Origin of the sequence: Streptomyces sp. NPDC007856, assembly GCF_042868225.1 — a bacterium.
Taxonomy (GTDB): domain Bacteria; phylum Actinomycetota; class Actinomycetes; order Streptomycetales; family Streptomycetaceae; genus Streptomyces.
This window is the reverse complement of sequence record NZ_JBIAEC010000014.1, coordinates 222,885-238,130: the sequence shown is the minus strand read 5'-3', so window position 1 is coordinate 238,130 and position 15,246 is coordinate 222,885. Positions and strand designations below refer to the sequence as shown.

The following is a 15,246-nucleotide window of genomic DNA, read 5'->3' as shown; positions in this document are numbered from 1 at the left end:
CGTCAAGCGGGACGGGGCCCTGCGCCTATGGTTGCTCCAGCGCTCATTCAAAGTCACAGCCCGACCTGCCGCTCGCGTTAGGACAGCAAGGACAGCGATGCCCCCCAACACCACCGCCACAACGGGTGACACCGCCACCACCGGTGCCGCGCCCGCCAAGTCCGGCAGGAAGAAGGGGCGCAAAGCCCGACTGATCGTGCTCGTGCTGGTACTGGCCATCATCGGAGGCATCGCCTACGGCGCCTACTGGTCGGTCAGTACCGTCCGCGCCTCCTTCCCGCAGACCAAGGGCACGATCACGCTCCAGGGCCTGTCGGGGCCGGTCGACGTCAAGCGGGACGGCAACGGCATCCCGCAGATCTACGCGGCCTCCGACGAGGACCTGTTCATGGCGCAGGGCTACGTGCAGGCGCAGGACCGGTTCTGGCAGATGGACGTGCGCCGGCACATGACCTCCGGGCGCCTGTCGGAGATGTTCGGAAAGGGCCAGGTCAAGAACGACGAGTTCCTGCGCACCCTCGGCTGGGACCGGATCGCCCGGCAGGAGTACGACACCAAGCTGTCGGCCGCCACGAAGAAGTACCTCCAGGCCTACGCCGCGGGCGTCAACGCCTACCTGCAGGGCAAGGACGGCAAGGACATCTCCCTGGAGTACGCCGCCCTGGGCTTCACCAACGACTACAAGCCCGAGAAGTGGACCCCGGTCGACTCGGTCTCGTGGCTGAAGGCGATGGCGTGGGACCTGCGCGGCAACATGCAGGACGAGATCGACCGCGCCCTGATGACCAGCCGGCTCGGCCCGCAGCAGATCCAGGACCTGTACCCCGAGTACCCGTACAGCCGTAACAAGCCGATCGTGCAGGAAGGCCAGTACAGCACGCTGACCAGGTCCTTCCAGCAGAGCGGCGGCACCGGAACCTCGCAGGGCACCGGCACGACGGGCACGTCCGGCACGACCGGCGGCTCTGCGGGCTCCACGGGCACGACCGGCTCCGCCACCTCGACGGCGTCCGGATCGTCGCTCACAAGCCAGCTGGCGGGTCTCTACAACGTCCTGGACGACGTCCCCACCGCCGTCGGAGTGAACGGCCATGGCATCGGCTCCAACTCGTGGGTGGTGGCCGGGAAGTACACCATCACCGGCAAGCCGCTGCTCGCCAACGACCCGCACCTGTCGGCGTCGCTGCCGTCGGTCTGGTACCAGATGGGCCTGCACTGCCGCACCGTCTCCAGCAAGTGCCAGTACGACGTGACCGGCTACACCTTCGCCGGCATGCCCGGTGTGATCATCGGCCACAACGCGGACATCGCCTGGGGCATGACCAACTCCGGGGTCGACGTCACCGACCTCTACCTGGAGAAGGTCAGCGCGAACGGCTACCTGTACGACGGCAAGGTCCGGCCGTTCAGGACCCGTGAGGAGACCATCAAGGTCGCCGGCGGCTCGTCCAAGACGATCGTCGTGCGCCAGACCCAGGACGGGATGCCGCTGCTGTCCGACCGCGACGACGAACTCGTCCAGGTCGGCAAGCGGGCCGCGGTCAACACCGCCGCCCCCGACCGCGGCGACGGCTACGGCATCGCCCTGAGGTGGACCGCGCTCGACCCGGGCACCTCCATGGACGCCGTGTTCGCCCTCGACAAGGCGGCGAACTGGAGCGACTTCCGCCAGGCGGCGGCCCTGTTCGACGTGCCCTCGCAGAACCTGGTCTACGCCGACACCGCCAACCACATCGGCTACACGCTGCCCGGCAGGATCCCCACGCGCTCCTCGGTGGACGACGGTGCCGTCCCGGCGCCCGGCTGGGACTCGAAGTACCGCTGGACCGGCTTCATCAAGCAGAACGAGCTGCCCTACGAGTACAACCCCAGGCGCGGCTACATCGTCACCGCCAACCAGGCCGTGGTCGGCAAGGACAAGTACCCGTACACCCTCACCACCGACTGGGGCTACGGCACTCGCAGCCAGCGCATCACCGACCTGATCGAGTCCAAGATCAAGGACGGCGGCAAGATCTCCACCGACGACATGCGTCAGATGCAGCTGGACAACAGCAGCGAGATCGCCAAGCTGCTCGTGCCGAAGCTGCTGAAGATCAACCTCGGCGACAAGAACGTCCGCGACGCGCAGAAGCTGCTGGAAGGCTGGGACTACACCCAGGAGTCCGACTCCGCGGCGGCCGCCTACTTCAACGCGGTCTGGCGCAACATCCTCAAGCTCGCCTTCGGGAACAAACTGCCCAAGGAACTGCGCGTCCAGGGACAGTGCCTGTGGGTCGACAAGATGGACAGCACCGGCCCGGTCGACGACGACACCAAGGTGCGCGAGTGCGGCGACCGCGACACCGACCAGGCGCAGCCGGACGGCGGCGACCGCTGGTTCGAGGTCGTGCGCACCCTGATGGACAAGCCGGACAGCGACTGGTGGAAGACCCCCAAGTCGGGCACCCGCCCCGCGGCGAACAACGTGGACCAGCTCCTCGCCCGGGCCATGATCGACGCCCGCTGGGAGCTGACCGCCAAGCTCGGCAAGGACATCGACACCTGGAGCTGGGGCCGGCTGCACCGCCTGTTCCTGAAGAACCAGACCCTCGGCACCGACGGCCCCAAGGCGCTGCAGTACATCCTCAACCGCGGCCCCTGGAGGCTCAGCGGCGGCGAGGCCACGGTGAACGCGACCGGCTGGAACGCCGCCGGCGGCTACGGCGTCGTCTGGGTGCCGTCCATGCGGATGGTCGTCAACCTCGCCGACTTCGACAAGTCCAGGTGGATCAACCTGACCGGCGCCTCCGGGCACGCCTTCAGCGCGCACTACACGGACCAGACGAGCCTGTGGGCCAAGGGCGAACTGCTGCCCTGGTCGTTCTCGGCCAAGGCGGTCGACAGCAGCACGAGCGACACACTCGTCCTCAAGCCGTGACCCTCTGACGGCAGCACGGAAGACGGCCCTCCACGCGCGCGTGGAGGGCCGTCTTCCGTGTCGGTGAGCCCCGTTCAGGCGCTCGGGAAGCGGCGCACGCCGGAGGGCGTCACCACGGCGTGCACGGGCCTGTCGTGCGCCTCTGCCGGGACCTGCGCGACGACCTCCGTGTCGTACAGCAGCACCACGAGCCGGGGGCGTGCGCCCGCGCGCTCCAGACGGGCCAGTACGCGGTCGTACGACCCGCCGCCGCGCCCCAGGCGCATCCCGCGCGCGTCGACCGCGAGCCCGGGCAGCAGCACGATGTCCGCGGCCGTCACGGCGTCCGGACCGAGACGCGCGCCGGACGGTTCGAAAAGCGCCATTTTCCCGCCGTGTTGGACCCGCGTGAGGGAATCCGGGCCGGCGTACTCGCCCCAGTCGAGGTCGTTGTCGGGCAGGAGCGCGGGGAGCAGCACCCGCACGCCTCGCGCCCGCAGCGCGTCCAGCAGCGGCCCCGTGCCGGGCTCGCTCCCCACGGAGACGTAGGCCGCCACCGTGCGCGCATGTGCCAGCTCGGGCAGCTCCAGGGCGCGCTCCGCCAGCGCGCGGCCCGTCTCGTCGACGTCATCGTCCGTCAACCTTTTCCTCACCGAGAGGAGCTCCCGCCGCAACATTCCCTTGTCAGGCTCGCTCGCGCGTCCGTCGTGTTCCACGGGTCGTTCTCGCACCCTTCTTGAATGCCGTCATAAAGGGCCAACCAACCGGAGCCACAGATTCCTGACAAAGGCACCGGATAAGGTTGCGGGCATGACTCAGTCGCACCCCAGGATCAGTAAGGCTGTCATTCCCGCAGCAGGTCTCGGCACCCGGTTCCTGCCGGCCACGAAGGCCACTCCCAAGGAAATGCTGCCGGTCGTCGACAAGCCCGCGATCCAGTACGTGGTCGAGGAGGCCGTGTCAGCGGGGCTCGACGACGTCCTCATGATCACCGGACGCAACAAGCGTCCTCTCGAGGACCACTTCGACCGCAACTACGAGCTGGAATCGGCGCTCCAGAAGAAGGGCGACGCCGAACGGCTCGCCAAGGTGCAGCAGTCCAGCGACCTGGCGACCATGCACTATGTGCGCCAGGGCGACCCCCGGGGTCTCGGCCACGCCGTGCTGTGCGCCGCCCCGCACGTCGGCCAGGAGCCCTTCGCGGTGCTCCTCGGCGACGACCTGATCGACCCGCGCGACCCGCTCCTGCAGCGCATGATCGAGGTCCAGGAGGAGCACGGCGGCAGCGTGATCGCCCTCATGGAGGTCGCGCCCGAGCAGATCCACCTCTACGGCTGCGCGGCCGTGGAGGCGACGGCCGACGGTGACGTCGTACGGGTCACCGGTCTCGTCGAGAAGCCCGACCCGGCGGACGCCCCCTCGAACTACGCGGTCATCGGCCGTTACGTCCTCGACCCGCACATCTTCGACATACTCCGCAAGACCGAGCCGGGCCGCGGCGGCGAGATCCAGCTCACCGACGCCCTCCAGCAGCTCGCGACGGACGAGAAGGTCGGCGGCCCGGTGCACGGCGTCGTCTTCAAGGGCCGCCGCTATGACACCGGCGACCGTGGCGACTACCTGCGTGCCATTGTCAGACTCGCGTGCGAACGTGAAGACCTGGGTCCGGACTTCCGGACCTGGCTTCGCAGTTACGTAGCCGAGGAGATGCAGCAATCTTGAGCAGCGCCGCGACCCGCCCCGCCGGCCCGGACGACCTGTGGTCGGTGGACGAGCACCTGGAGGACATCCTCTCGACCGTCCGTCCCCTGGAACCCATCGAGCTGCAACTGCTCGACGCCCAGGGCTGCGTCCTGGTCGACGACGTCACGGTGCCGGTGTCCCTGCCGCCGTTCGACAACAGCTCCATGGACGGGTACGCGGTGCGGGTCGCGGACGTGGCGGGCGCCAGCGAGGAGTTCCCGGCCGCCCTGGAGGTCGTCGGCGACGTCGCCGCGGGCGCGGCCCATCCGGTCCGGGTCGGCCCCGGCCAGGCCGCCCGCATCATGACCGGCGCCCCGCTGCCGCCGGGCGCCGAGGCCGTCGTCCCGGTGGAGTGGACCGACGGCGGACTCGGCGAAGGCCCGGTGAGCGGGATGCGGGCGCGCAGCCTGGCCCCGGAGGGCGCCGAGGGGCAGGTACGCGTGCACCGCCCCGTCGAGGCACGCGCGCACGTGCGCGCCAGGGGCAGCGACGTGAAGGCCGGTGACCGCGCCCTGGAGGCCGGGGCGGTCCTCGGCCCGCCGCAGATCGCGCTGCTGGCCGCGGTCGGCCGCGGCACGGTACGCGTGCGCCCGCGCCCGCGCGTGGTCGTGCTGTCCACCGGCAGCGAACTCGTGCAGCCCGGCGAGGAACTGGCCGGCGGCCAGATCTACGACTCCAACAGCTTCGCCCTCACCGCCGCCGCGCGGGACGCCGGCGCGATCGCCTACCGGGTGGGCGCCGTCGCCGACGACGCCGAGACCCTCCGCTCCACCATCGAGGACCAGCTCGTCCGCGCCGACCTGATGGTCACCACCGGCGGGGTGAGCGTCGGGGCGTACGACGTCGTCAAGGAGGCGCTGTCGTACGCCGGCGACGAGGACGAGGCCGGCAGCGGCGTGGAGTTCCGCAAGCTCGCCATGCAGCCCGGCAAGCCCCAGGGCTTCGGCTCCATCGGCCCCGACCACACACCGCTGCTCGCCCTGCCGGGCAACCCCGTGTCGTCGTACGTCTCCTTCGAGCTGTTCGTGCGTCCCGCCATCCGCACCCTGATGGGCCTCACGGACGTGCACCGGCCCCGTGTCCTGGCCACCCTGAAGACCGATCAGGCGCTGCGCTCGCCCAAGGGCCGCCGGCAGTTCCTGCGCGGTGCCTACGGCGACGGCGAGGTCACCCCCGTGGGCGGCGCCGGCTCGCACCTGATCGCGGCGCTGGCGCACGCCGACGCGCTGATCGTCGTCCCCGAGGACGTGGAGTCCGTCGAGCCCGGCACCGAGGTGGAGGTCGTCCTGCTCGGCTGAGGCACGCGCGCGTGCGCGTGCGAAAAGGCCGACGTGGGTCCTGGGCCGGTGCCTGCGCGGACAGGGCGGTACCGTGTCGCGCACAACAGGCCCGCGCACCGCACTGCGCCGGGCCCGGACCGGGAGCGGCACACAGCATGACTGAGTCATTCCGGGGGGAGACCTCCGGACCCCCTGCGCAGGACGGACTGACGCACATCGACGAGGCGGGCGCGGCCCGCATGGTCGACGTGTCCGGGAAGGACGTGACCGCGCGCACCGCCCGCGCCAGCGGCCGCGTCCTCGTCTCGCCCCGGGTGGTCGAGCTGCTGCGCGGCGAGGGGATGCCCAAGGGCGATGCCCTCGCCACCGCGCGGATCGCCGGGATCATGGGCGCCAAGCGCACCCCGGACCTGATTCCGCTGTGCCACCCGTTGTCGGTGTCGGGTGTGAAACTGGACCTGTCGGTCGCGGACGACGCGGTGGAGATCCAGGCCACCGTGAAGACGACGGACCGTACGGGTGTCGAGATGGAGGCCCTCACCGCCGTGACGGTCGCCGCGCTCACCGTGATCGACATGGTCAAGGCGGTCGACAAGGGAGCGGTCATCACGGACGTGCGGGTGGAAGAGAAAACGGGCGGCAAGTCGGGCGACTGGAGCCGGGCATGACCTACCGGGCCCTGGTGGTCACCGCCTCCAACAGGGCTGCCGCGGGCGTCTACGAGGACAAGGGCGGCCCCTTGGTCGCCGACGGCCTGAAGAGCCTCGGTTTCGCCGTCGACGGCCCCCGGGTCGTCCCGGACGGGGAGCCCGTGGAGGCGGCCCTGCGCGCGGGAGTCGACGCCGGGTACGACGCCATCGTCACCACCGGCGGCACCGGGATCTCGCCCACCGACCGCACGCCCGAGGCGACCCGCGCGGTGATCGACCACGAGGTGCCGGGCATCGCGGAGGCCATCCGGGCGTTCGGGCGCGAGAAGGTTCCGACCGCGGCGCTCTCCCGGGGCCTGGCCGGGGTCGCGGGCCGGACCCTGATCGTCAACCTGCCGGGCTCCACGGGCGGCGTGAAGGACGGCCTCGCCGTGCTGGAGCCCCTGCTGGTCCACGCCGTCGACCAGATCCGCGGCGGCGACCACCCCAGACCCAGTAGCGGGGGTGCGAGCTGAACAGCCCTTCCTGGCCCGTCGTGCTGGCGGACGGCGATGTCGTCCTCCGGCCGATAAGGCTGCGCGACCAGCGGGCCTGGCGGGAGGTGAACCGGCGCAACCGGGACTGGCTGCGCCCCTGGGAGGCGACCATTCCGCCGCCCACGCCGAGCGGGCCGATCGCGCACCGGCCGACCTACCGCCAGATGGTCCGGCACCTGCGTTCCGAGGCCAACGCGGGCCGGATGCTGCCGTTCGTCATCGAGTACCAGGGGCGGCTCGTCGGCCAGCTCACGGTCGCCGGGATCACCTGGGGATCGATGTGCTCGGGGCACGTCGGCTACTGGGTGGACGAGGCGGTGGCCGGGCGCGGGGTGATGCCGACGGCCGTCGCGCTTGTCGTGGACCACTGTTTCCGCACCGTCGGACTGCACCGCATCGAGGTCTGCATTCGGCCCGAGAACCGGCCCAGTCGCCGGGTCGTGGAGAAACTCGGATTCCGCGAGGAGGGGCTCCGGCCGCGCTATCTGCACATCGACGGGGCCTGGCGCGACCATCTGGTGTTCGCGCTCACCGCGGAAGAGGTGCCCGACGGTTTGCTCGCGCGGTGGCAGCGGGCACGCTCCCAGGAGGTGCGGCAGAAACCCCAGAGCACCGGAAATTGAATATGTGTTCGAAATTGATCGGTTGATGACCGTCTCCGGGGCAATGAATTCCCGCCCGAGACGGTGCGCTGATCGCATCGGTCGCAAAAGTGCTGGAAATATCAGCCAGATCGTGCGACACACCGGCCCAATTGGCGGATGGCCTCATGCAAACCCCTCTACGGTGTGAGATGTGAGCAGCAGCGGCCTCATCTACGCAGTCATTGTCGGGGCCTGGGCCGCCTACTTGGTGCCGATGTGGCTCCGTAGGCAGGACGAGCTGAACGAGGCCCGTCCGACGGAACGCTTCAGCACCGCCATCCGGCTGCTGTCCGGACGGGCGGGAATGGAGCGCCGGTACGCCAAGGACCTGCGGGCGCGCTCCGCCCAGGAGGGGGAGCCGGGCGCCCGCGACCCGGACGCCACCGACTCGGTGGACGTCCGGGCTTTCGCCATGCCTCCGACCCGCCGTCAGGTGCACGCCGACGCCGAGCCCGAGGCGTCCGGGAGGGTGGAACCGGAGCGAGAACGCGACGCCGCGCCGGCGCGCAACTCCGGTGCTGCGCCGGCGCGCAACTCCGCCTCCGTGCCCGCGCAGAAGCGAGTGCCGTCCGCGCGCCAGGCGTCCTCCGCGCAGTCGTCCTCCGCGCAGGCGGCCGCAGCACGGGCCCGGCGCTCGAAGGTCCTCGCGCGCCGCAGGCGCACCACCGTGGTTCTCTTCCTCGCCTTCACACTGGGCGCGATCGTCGCCGCCGTCGGCGGGCTCGCCTTCCTGTGGGCGCCCGCCGCGCCGGCCGTGCTGCTCAGCGCGTACATCGCCTACCTGCGCTCCCAGGAACGCCGCCGCTTCGCCTACCAGATGGACCGCCGGCGTGCCGAGGTGGCCGCCCAGCGGCTGCGGGAGCGCCAGCCGCGCCGCCGCGCGCCACTCGACGCGGGCCCCGGTGCCGACGAACCGGAGGAAGCCCCTCAGGTCCAGACGGACACCGGGCTCGCCGCACTCGCCGCGGACCGGCGCGCCCTGGTCGAGCAGACGGACCACGCCGAGTGGGTCGACCAGCAGCGCGAGCGGCAGCGGCGGCCCGGCGGGGACAGCTGGGACCCGGTGCCGGTGCCCCTGCCGACGTACGTGACCGCGCCGGTCGCGCCGCGTGCCACGTCCGATGTGGATCTGGGGGCGCCCGACACCTGGAGTTCGGCGCGCTCCAGCTCGGTGACGCCGGAGCACGAGGCGAGCCGCACGCCGGAGGCCGAGGCGGACGAGCAGGCGCCCGAGTCCGGGGACAAGCCGGCGGACGGCCGCAGCGACGCGCGTCGCACAGCCTCCGCACGCCGGTCGCGCGAGCGCGGGCGCACCCCCCTGTTCGATCAGTACGAGGACGGCGACCGCCCGCGCGCGGCCAACGAGTGACGCCCGCCACACTTCCGGAAGGCGCGCTGACCAGTCAGGGAACGGATTTCCAAGCACCCCGATCGGGATGCTAAAGTTTCACTCGTTGCAAGGGCCTGTGGCGCAGTCCGGTAGCGCACCTCGTTCGCATCGAGGGGGCCAGGGGTTCAAATCCCCTCAGGTCCACGCAGCATGAAGCCCCGGTCGGCGAGAGCCGACCGGGGCTTCATCGTGTCTACAGCTTCTTCGCGAAGCAGCGGCTCTCCTCGTGGTGGCGGTAGTAGCCGAACTTGGTGCACGGCTCGTAGCCGCTCGCGGTGTACAGCGCGATGGCCTCCGGCTGCTTGGTCCCGGTCTCCAGGACCATGCGGACACGGCCGGCCGTGCGGGCGTCCTCCTCCAGGGCGGTGAGGATCCGGCGGGCCAGGCCGCGGCCGCGCATCTCCGCTATGACGAACATGCGCTTCAGCTCGGCGTCGCCGTCTTCGTTGCCCTCCTCGTTGCGGTCCTGGCTGCGCCAGCCGCCGGTGGCCACGGGGCGGTCGAACTCGTCGTACGCGATCAGATAGACGCCGTGGGGCGGGTCGAAGTCCGTCGTGTCGAGGACGGTGGCGTCGCCGTCGTCGCCGTAACGCTCGGCGTACTCGGCCTGGACCTCGGTGTTGAGCTTCACGGCGTCGGGATGATCGAAACGAACGCGGCGTATATACATTCTGGATATCGTACTTCTATGCAGACGGGGGGCCTCGGGCTTTGAGGGCTCCGACCAGTGTGCCGGTATGGTGCCCGGGTGCTGACTGTGACCTCGGTTAACGTGAACGGGCTGCGAGCCGCCGCCAAGAAGGGCTTCGTGGAGTGGCTCGCGCAGACGGAAGCGGACGTCGTCTGCCTGCAGGAGGTGCGCGCCGAGCCGCACCAGCTGCCCGAGGAGGTGCGGCAGCCCGACGGCTGGCACGTCGTGCACGCGCCGGCCGCCGCCAAGGGCCGTGCGGGCGTCTCCCTCTACACCCGGCGCGAGCCCGACCGCGTCCGGGTCGGCTTCGACTCGGCCGAGTTCGACGGCAGCGGCCGCTATGTCGAGGCCGACCTGCCCGGCGTCACCGTCGCCTCCCTCTATCTGCCCTCCGGCGAGGTCGGCACCGAGCGGCAGGACGAGAAGGTCCGCTTCATGGGCGAGTTCCTCGCCCACCTCAAGACCCTGCGCGAGCGGGCCGCCGCCGACGGGCGCGAGGTGGTCGTCTGTGGCGACTGGAACATCGCCCACCAGCAGGCCGACCTCAAGAACTGGCGCGGCAACACCAAGAACTCCGGATTCCTGCCCGAGGAACGCGAGTGGCTCGGCCGGGTGTTCGCGGCGGAGGAAGCCGGCTACGTCGACGTCGTACGGGCCCTGCACCCGGACGTCGAGGGTCCGTACACCTGGTGGTCGTACCGGGGGCGGGCTTTCGACAACGACTCCGGATGGCGCATCGACTACCAGGTCGCCACGCCCGGTCTCGCCGGGAAGGCCGTCAAGGGCCTGGTGGAGCGCGCGGCCACGCACGCCGAGCGCTGGTCCGACCACGCGCCCGTGACCGTCGTCTACGACCTCTAGTCCCGCTGGCTGATCCGCCGGTCCAGCGCCAGCGACAGTTCCGCCTCCACCACGCTGCGGGCCAGCGGGCGCAGGCGGTGGAGGTCCTCCTCGGGGCCGTGGCGCAGGATCAGGTCGGTGAAGAGTCCGGCCAGGGCGTCGGCGTGTTCGCGGACGCGGGCGGCGGCCGTGAGGACCTCGGCGAGCGGGATGCCCTCGCGGACCAGGGCGGAGGAGACGTCCAGCAGGCGGCGGCTGATGTGGACGATCTCGTCGCCGTCCGTGCCCAGGTAGCCCAGTTCCATGGCGGCGGCGAGGTTCTCGGGGGTGACCTCGCCCTCGAAGCGGGCGGCGAGTTCCTCCGGGGTGAGGCGGACCGGCTCCTCCTCGGTGGGGGTGCCGACGCCGAGCAGGTCGGCGACGCCTCGGCCCTGATCGAGGGCCTCGGCGAGCTCCGCGATGCCGTTCAGGGTGTGGCCGCGCTCCAGCAGGGCGGCGATGGTCCGCAGGCGGGCCAGGTGGTGGTCGTCGTACCAGGCGATACGGCCCTCGCGGCGGGGTGGTGGGATCAGCTTGCGCTCGCGGTAGAAGCGCAGCGTGCGCACGGTGATGCCGGCCAGCCGCGCCAGCTCCTCCATGCGGTACTCGCGCCCGCCTTCCTTGCGTTCTGCGTCCTCTGCCACGCCCGCAGCCTATGTTGTACCGCCGGTAACTTTCCTGTTCCCGACCCCTACCGCTCGGTACGGGGCTGCTCTACAGTCCCATTGCGCCAGTGTTCACTGGCAGAGTCCAAGGCGATGCGTGGAGGCTTCGGGATGGCCGAGCACGAGCATGTACGGGTGGCGGTGATCGGGTCCGGGTTCGGCGGCCTGGGGGCCGCCGTGCGGCTGCGCCGCGAAGGGATCACCGACTTCGTCGTCCTGGAGCGGGCGGACAGCGTCGGCGGCACCTGGCGGGACAACAGTTACCCAGGGTGCGCCTGTGACGTGCCCTCCCATCTGTACTCCTTCTCCTTCGCGCCCAACCCCGAGTGGCCGCGCACCTTCTCGGGGCAGGAGCACATCCGCGCCTACCTGGAGCACGTCACCGACCTCTTCGGACTGCGCCCGCACATCCGCTTCGACTCCGAGGTCAAGCTGATGAGCTGGGACAACGAGAACCTGCGGTGGGACATCGAGACCACACGCGGGTCGCTCTCCGCCGACGTGGTCGTCTCCGCGACCGGGCCGCTGTCCGACCCGAAGGTCCCGGAGATCCCCGGCCTGGAATCCTTCCCGGGCAAGGTGTTCCACTCCGCCCGCTGGGACCACGACCACGACCTGCGCGGCAAGCGTGTCGCCGTGATCGGCACCGGCGCCTCCGCCATCCAGATCGTGCCCGCGATCCAGCCGCAGGTCGACCGGCTCACCCTCTTCCAGCGCACCCCGCCGTGGGTGATGCCCCGCATGGACCGCGCCATCAGCGGCGCCGAGCGCCGGCTGCACCGGGCCGTGCCCTTCACCACCCAGCTGCGGCGCGGCCTGCTGTGGGGCATCCGGGAACTGCAGGTCCAGGCGTTCACCAAGCACCCGGACGAACTCGGCCTGATCGAGCAGCTCGCCAAGCGCAACATGGCCCGCGCCATCAAGGATCCGGCCCTGCGCACCAAGCTCACCCCCGACTACCGCATCGGCTGCAAGCGGATCCTGCTGTCCAGCACGTACTACCCGGCGCTGGCCAGGCCGAACGTGGACGTCGTCGCCAGCGGGCTCAGCGAGATCCGCGGGTCGACCCTGGTCGCGGCCGACGGCACCGAGGCCGAGGCCGACGTGATCATCTTCGGTACGGGCTTCCACGTCACGGACATGCCGATCGCCGAGCGGGTGGTCGGGGCGGAGGGCGTCACCCTCGCCGAGTCCTGGAAGAACGGCATGCAGGCGCTGCGCGGCGCCGCGGCCGCCGGATTCCCGAACTGGATGACGATCATCGGGCCCAACACCGGACTCGGGAACTCCTCCATGATCCTCATGATCGAGTCCCAGCTGAACTACATGGCCGACTATCTGCGGCAACTGGACGTCCTCGGCCGCCGTACGGCCCTCGATGCCCGGCCCGCGGCCGTCGAGGACTGGAACCGCAAGGTCCAGGAGCGCATGAAGCGCACCGTGTGGAACACCGGCGGCTGCACCAGCTGGTACCTGGACGCCAGCGGCCGCAACACCACCATCTGGCCCGGTACGACATCGGAGTTCCGGCGCGCGACCCGGCGGGTGGACCTGGGGGAGTACGAGGTCATCCGGAAGGCTGGTACAGCCGTGGAGAAGACGGTCGCCGCCGTTCCGCAGAGCGAGGGCGCCGCATGAGCCGGCTCGCTCCCGTGACCTCCGGGCCGTACGCCCCGCCCACCCCCTCCCGTGAACTCACCGTCGTCTCCGCCGATGGCGCGCGGCTGCACGTCGAGGTGCACGGCCCCGACAACGCGCCCCCCGTCGTCCTCGCGCACGGCTGGACCTGCTCGACCGCTTTCTGGGCGGCGCAGATCCGGGACCTGGCGACCGACCATCGCGTGATCGCGTACGACCAGAGGGGGCACGGGCGCAGTCCCGCGAGCCCCGCGTGCACCACCCACGCGCTGGCGGACGACCTGGAAGCGGTGCTCGCGCAGACCCTCGCGCCCGGGGAGAAGGCGCTGATCGTCGGCCACTCCATGGGCGGGATGACCGTCATGGCCGCAGCCACGCGCCCCCGCTTCCGTGACCACGCCGCAGCCGTCCTGCTGTGCAGCACCGGCAGCTCGCGGCTGGTCGCGGAGGCGCGTGTGGTGCCGCTCGGCGCCGGGCGTGTGCGCACCTGGATCACCGCGCGCATTCTCGGCTCGCGCGCCCCGCTCGGCCCGGTCACGCCGGTCGCCAAGCGCATCCTCAAGTACGCCACCATGGGCGCCGGTTCCGCCCCGCACATGGTGGAGGCGTGTGCGCTGATCGTGCACGCCTGCCCGCGCGCCGTGCGCCACGCCTGGTCGCGCGTGCTCGAAGCGCTCGATCTCGACCACGGCGTAAGGGAGTTGTACGCGCCCACCGCGATCGTGCACGGCGCGTCCGACCGGCTCACGCCCCCGGTGCACGCCCGTGCGCTGGTCGCCGCGCTGCCGCACTGCGTCGGCCTGACCGAGCTGACCGGCGTCGGCCACATGACCCCGATCGAGGCCCCGGAGCTGGTGACCGGCCGGATCCGGGAACTCGTCACCACCTACGTCACCACCAAGAAGGCCACAGGCGTGCAGATCAAGGAGGGCGCATGAGCAGGGTCAGCCTCGAAGGGCAGGTCGCGGTCGTCACCGGGGCGGCGCGCGGTGTCGGTGAACTGCTGGCGCGCAAGCTCTCCGCGCGCGGCGCGAAGGTGGCGCTGGTCGGGCTGGAGGAGGAGGCGCTCAAGGACGTCTCCTCGCGCCTGCACTGCGACAGCGCCCACTGGTACGCCGACGTCACCGACCACGACACGATGAGCCGGGTCGCGCAGGAGGTTAAGGCGCGGTTCGGGAAGGTCGACATCGTGGTGGCCAACGCCGGTGTGGCGACGGGCGGTCCGTTCGCCGACTCCGATCCGCAGGCCTGGCGGCGGGTGATCGAGGTGAACCTGATCGGTTCGGCGGTGACGGCCCGGGCGTTCCTGCCGGTGCTGGTGGAGAGCCGGGGCTATCTCCTCCAGATCGCCTCGCTCGCCGCGATCACGCCGGCGCCGATGATGACGGCGTACTGCGCGTCCAAGTCGGGTGTGGAGGCGTACGCGCACAGTCTGCGCGCCGAGGTCGGCTACCAGGGAGTCCGCGTCGGCGTCGGGTACCTGTCCTGGACCGACACCGACATGGTGCGCGGCGCCGATCAGGACGACGTCATGCGCGAACTGCGGCAGCGGCTGCCGTGGCCGTCCAACAAGACCTACCCGCTGGGGCCCGCGGTGGACCGGCTCGTCGCCGGGATCGAGCGGCGCTCGGCGCATGTGTACGGGCAGTGGTGGCTGCGTGGCATGCAGGGTGTGCGCGGGTATCTGCCGGCGCTCATCGGGACGGTCGGGCAGCGTGAGATGAAGCGGTTCGCGCCCCGTCTGCAAGGAATGCGCTCGGGGCTCGTCGGTGCAGGCGGGGCGGCCGACGAGGCGGCGCGCGCTACGCACCGTGACTGATCCACATGCGCTGCGTGGTCGCCCGTGTGAATCTGGGTGAGGCCCCACCGAGGGGCCGACCCCCAACTCACCCACCACGGGAGTGAACCCACATGGGTATGAAGGACAAGGCCAACGAGTGGCAGGAACAGGGCAAGCAGAAGATCGGTGAGGCCCGCGAGCGGGCCGGCCAGCGCGGTCAGCAGCAGCCCCAGCGCGGTCAGCAGCAGCCGCAGCGTGGCCAGCAGCAGCCGCAGCGCGGCCGCGAGAATCTGCGCGACATCGAGGACACGGAAGCGGAGATGGAAGACCGCTTCGACCGGGACTACGACGCGTAGTCGCTGCGCTCGGCTTTGGCCGGTTTGCGTGGGGCGCCCTTCTTTGCGGAGGGTGCCCTGCGCTGGTTTTTGGGGTGGTGGGGATGTGTGGTCGT

15 protein-coding genes and 1 tRNA gene are annotated in these 15,246 nt (G+C 70.9%); 13 read left to right on the top strand and 3 right to left on the bottom strand.

The window, feature by feature from the left end; genetic code table 11:
• Window positions 1-97 precede the first annotated feature (97 nt).
• Window positions 98-2,920 (top strand): penicillin acylase family protein, encoded by a 2,823-nt coding sequence (locus ACFYOH_RS30890; RefSeq protein WP_388632254.1) that lies wholly within the window; start codon window positions 98-100, stop codon window positions 2,918-2,920.
• Between the two features lie 74 nt (window positions 2,921-2,994).
• Here ACFYOH_RS30890 and ACFYOH_RS30885 read toward each other — a convergent pair whose 3' ends face one another.
• Window positions 2,995-3,576, bottom strand: a complete 582-nt coding sequence (locus tag ACFYOH_RS30885) for a 5-formyltetrahydrofolate cyclo-ligase (protein WP_388632376.1) — start codon at window positions 3,574-3,576, stop codon at window positions 2,995-2,997.
• Window positions 3,577-3,709: 133 nt separating this feature from the next.
• On the opposite strand from ACFYOH_RS30885, the gene galU reads away from it, so the two are divergent.
• The 7 genes from galU (at window position 3,710) to ACFYOH_RS30850 (ending at window position 9,286) form a co-directional block, all read left to right on the top strand.
• A complete protein-coding gene (gene galU, locus ACFYOH_RS30880) occupies window positions 3,710-4,621 on the top strand; it encodes a UTP--glucose-1-phosphate uridylyltransferase GalU (RefSeq protein ID WP_388632251.1) in 912 nt (303 codons plus the stop codon).
• Window positions 4,618-5,940: a gephyrin-like molybdotransferase Glp gene (glp, locus tag ACFYOH_RS30875; RefSeq protein ID WP_388632248.1), complete on the top strand. Its 1,323-nt coding sequence runs from the start codon at window positions 4,618-4,620 to the stop codon at window positions 5,938-5,940. The genes galU and glp overlap by 4 nt, the downstream gene beginning before the upstream one ends.
• A 137-nt stretch (window positions 5,941-6,077) precedes the next feature.
• Window positions 6,078-6,590, top strand: a complete 513-nt coding sequence (gene moaC, locus ACFYOH_RS30870; RefSeq protein WP_388632245.1) for a cyclic pyranopterin monophosphate synthase MoaC — start codon at window positions 6,078-6,080, stop codon at window positions 6,588-6,590.
• A complete protein-coding gene (locus tag ACFYOH_RS30865) occupies window positions 6,587-7,087 on the top strand; it encodes a molybdenum cofactor biosynthesis protein B (protein ID WP_388632242.1) in 501 nt (166 codons plus the stop codon). Before moaC ends, ACFYOH_RS30865 begins: the two co-directional genes overlap by 4 nt.
• Before the next feature lie 20 nt (window positions 7,088-7,107).
• Window positions 7,108-7,731: a GNAT family N-acetyltransferase gene (locus ACFYOH_RS30860; RefSeq protein ID WP_388632239.1), complete on the top strand. Its 624-nt coding sequence runs from the start codon at window positions 7,108-7,110 to the stop codon at window positions 7,729-7,731.
• A 172-nt stretch (window positions 7,732-7,903) separates the two neighbouring features.
• Window positions 7,904-9,121, top strand: a complete 1,218-nt coding sequence (gene glpR / locus ACFYOH_RS30855; RefSeq protein WP_388632236.1) for a gephyrin-like molybdotransferase receptor GlpR — start codon at window positions 7,904-7,906, stop codon at window positions 9,119-9,121.
• A gap of 91 nt (window positions 9,122-9,212) precedes the next feature.
• Window positions 9,213-9,286 (top strand) — tRNA-Ala (locus ACFYOH_RS30850).
• 49 nt (window positions 9,287-9,335) lie between these two features.
• Here the strand turns inward: ACFYOH_RS30850 and ACFYOH_RS30845 are convergent.
• The gene (locus ACFYOH_RS30845; RefSeq protein WP_388632233.1) at window positions 9,336-9,812 is read right to left on the bottom strand and encodes a GNAT family N-acetyltransferase; all 477 of its coding nucleotides are present in this window, start codon (window positions 9,810-9,812) and stop codon (window positions 9,336-9,338) included.
• Between the two features lie 78 nt (window positions 9,813-9,890).
• On the opposite strand from ACFYOH_RS30845, the gene ACFYOH_RS30840 reads away from it, so the two are divergent.
• Window positions 9,891-10,694, top strand: coding sequence for an exodeoxyribonuclease III (locus ACFYOH_RS30840; protein ID WP_388632230.1), 804 nt, complete (start codon window positions 9,891-9,893; stop codon window positions 10,692-10,694).
• On the opposite strand, the gene ACFYOH_RS30835 is transcribed toward ACFYOH_RS30840, so the two are convergent.
• Window positions 10,691-11,311, bottom strand: a complete 621-nt coding sequence (locus ACFYOH_RS30835; RefSeq protein WP_388632374.1) for a MerR family transcriptional regulator — start codon at window positions 11,309-11,311, stop codon at window positions 10,691-10,693. The genes ACFYOH_RS30840 and ACFYOH_RS30835 overlap by 4 nt on opposite strands.
• A 177-nt stretch (window positions 11,312-11,488) precedes the next feature.
• Here ACFYOH_RS30835 and ACFYOH_RS30830 point away from each other — a divergent pair, with 177 nt between their 5' ends.
• The 4 genes from ACFYOH_RS30830 (at window position 11,489) to ACFYOH_RS30815 (ending at window position 15,151) form a co-directional block, all read left to right on the top strand.
• Window positions 11,489-13,015, top strand: coding sequence for a flavin-containing monooxygenase (locus ACFYOH_RS30830; RefSeq protein ID WP_388632227.1), 1,527 nt, complete (start codon window positions 11,489-11,491; stop codon window positions 13,013-13,015).
• The gene (locus ACFYOH_RS30825; RefSeq protein WP_388632224.1) at window positions 13,012-13,953 is read left to right on the top strand and encodes an alpha/beta fold hydrolase; all 942 of its coding nucleotides are present in this window, start codon (window positions 13,012-13,014) and stop codon (window positions 13,951-13,953) included. The genes ACFYOH_RS30830 and ACFYOH_RS30825 overlap by 4 nt, the downstream gene beginning before the upstream one ends.
• Window positions 13,950-14,834, top strand: a complete 885-nt coding sequence (locus tag ACFYOH_RS30820) for an SDR family oxidoreductase (RefSeq protein ID WP_388632221.1) — start codon at window positions 13,950-13,952, stop codon at window positions 14,832-14,834. Before ACFYOH_RS30825 ends, ACFYOH_RS30820 begins: the two co-directional genes overlap by 4 nt.
• A 92-nt stretch (window positions 14,835-14,926) precedes the next feature.
• Window positions 14,927-15,151: a hypothetical protein gene (locus ACFYOH_RS30815; RefSeq protein ID WP_388632218.1), complete on the top strand. Its 225-nt coding sequence runs from the start codon at window positions 14,927-14,929 to the stop codon at window positions 15,149-15,151.
• Window positions 15,152-15,246 lie beyond the last annotated feature (95 nt).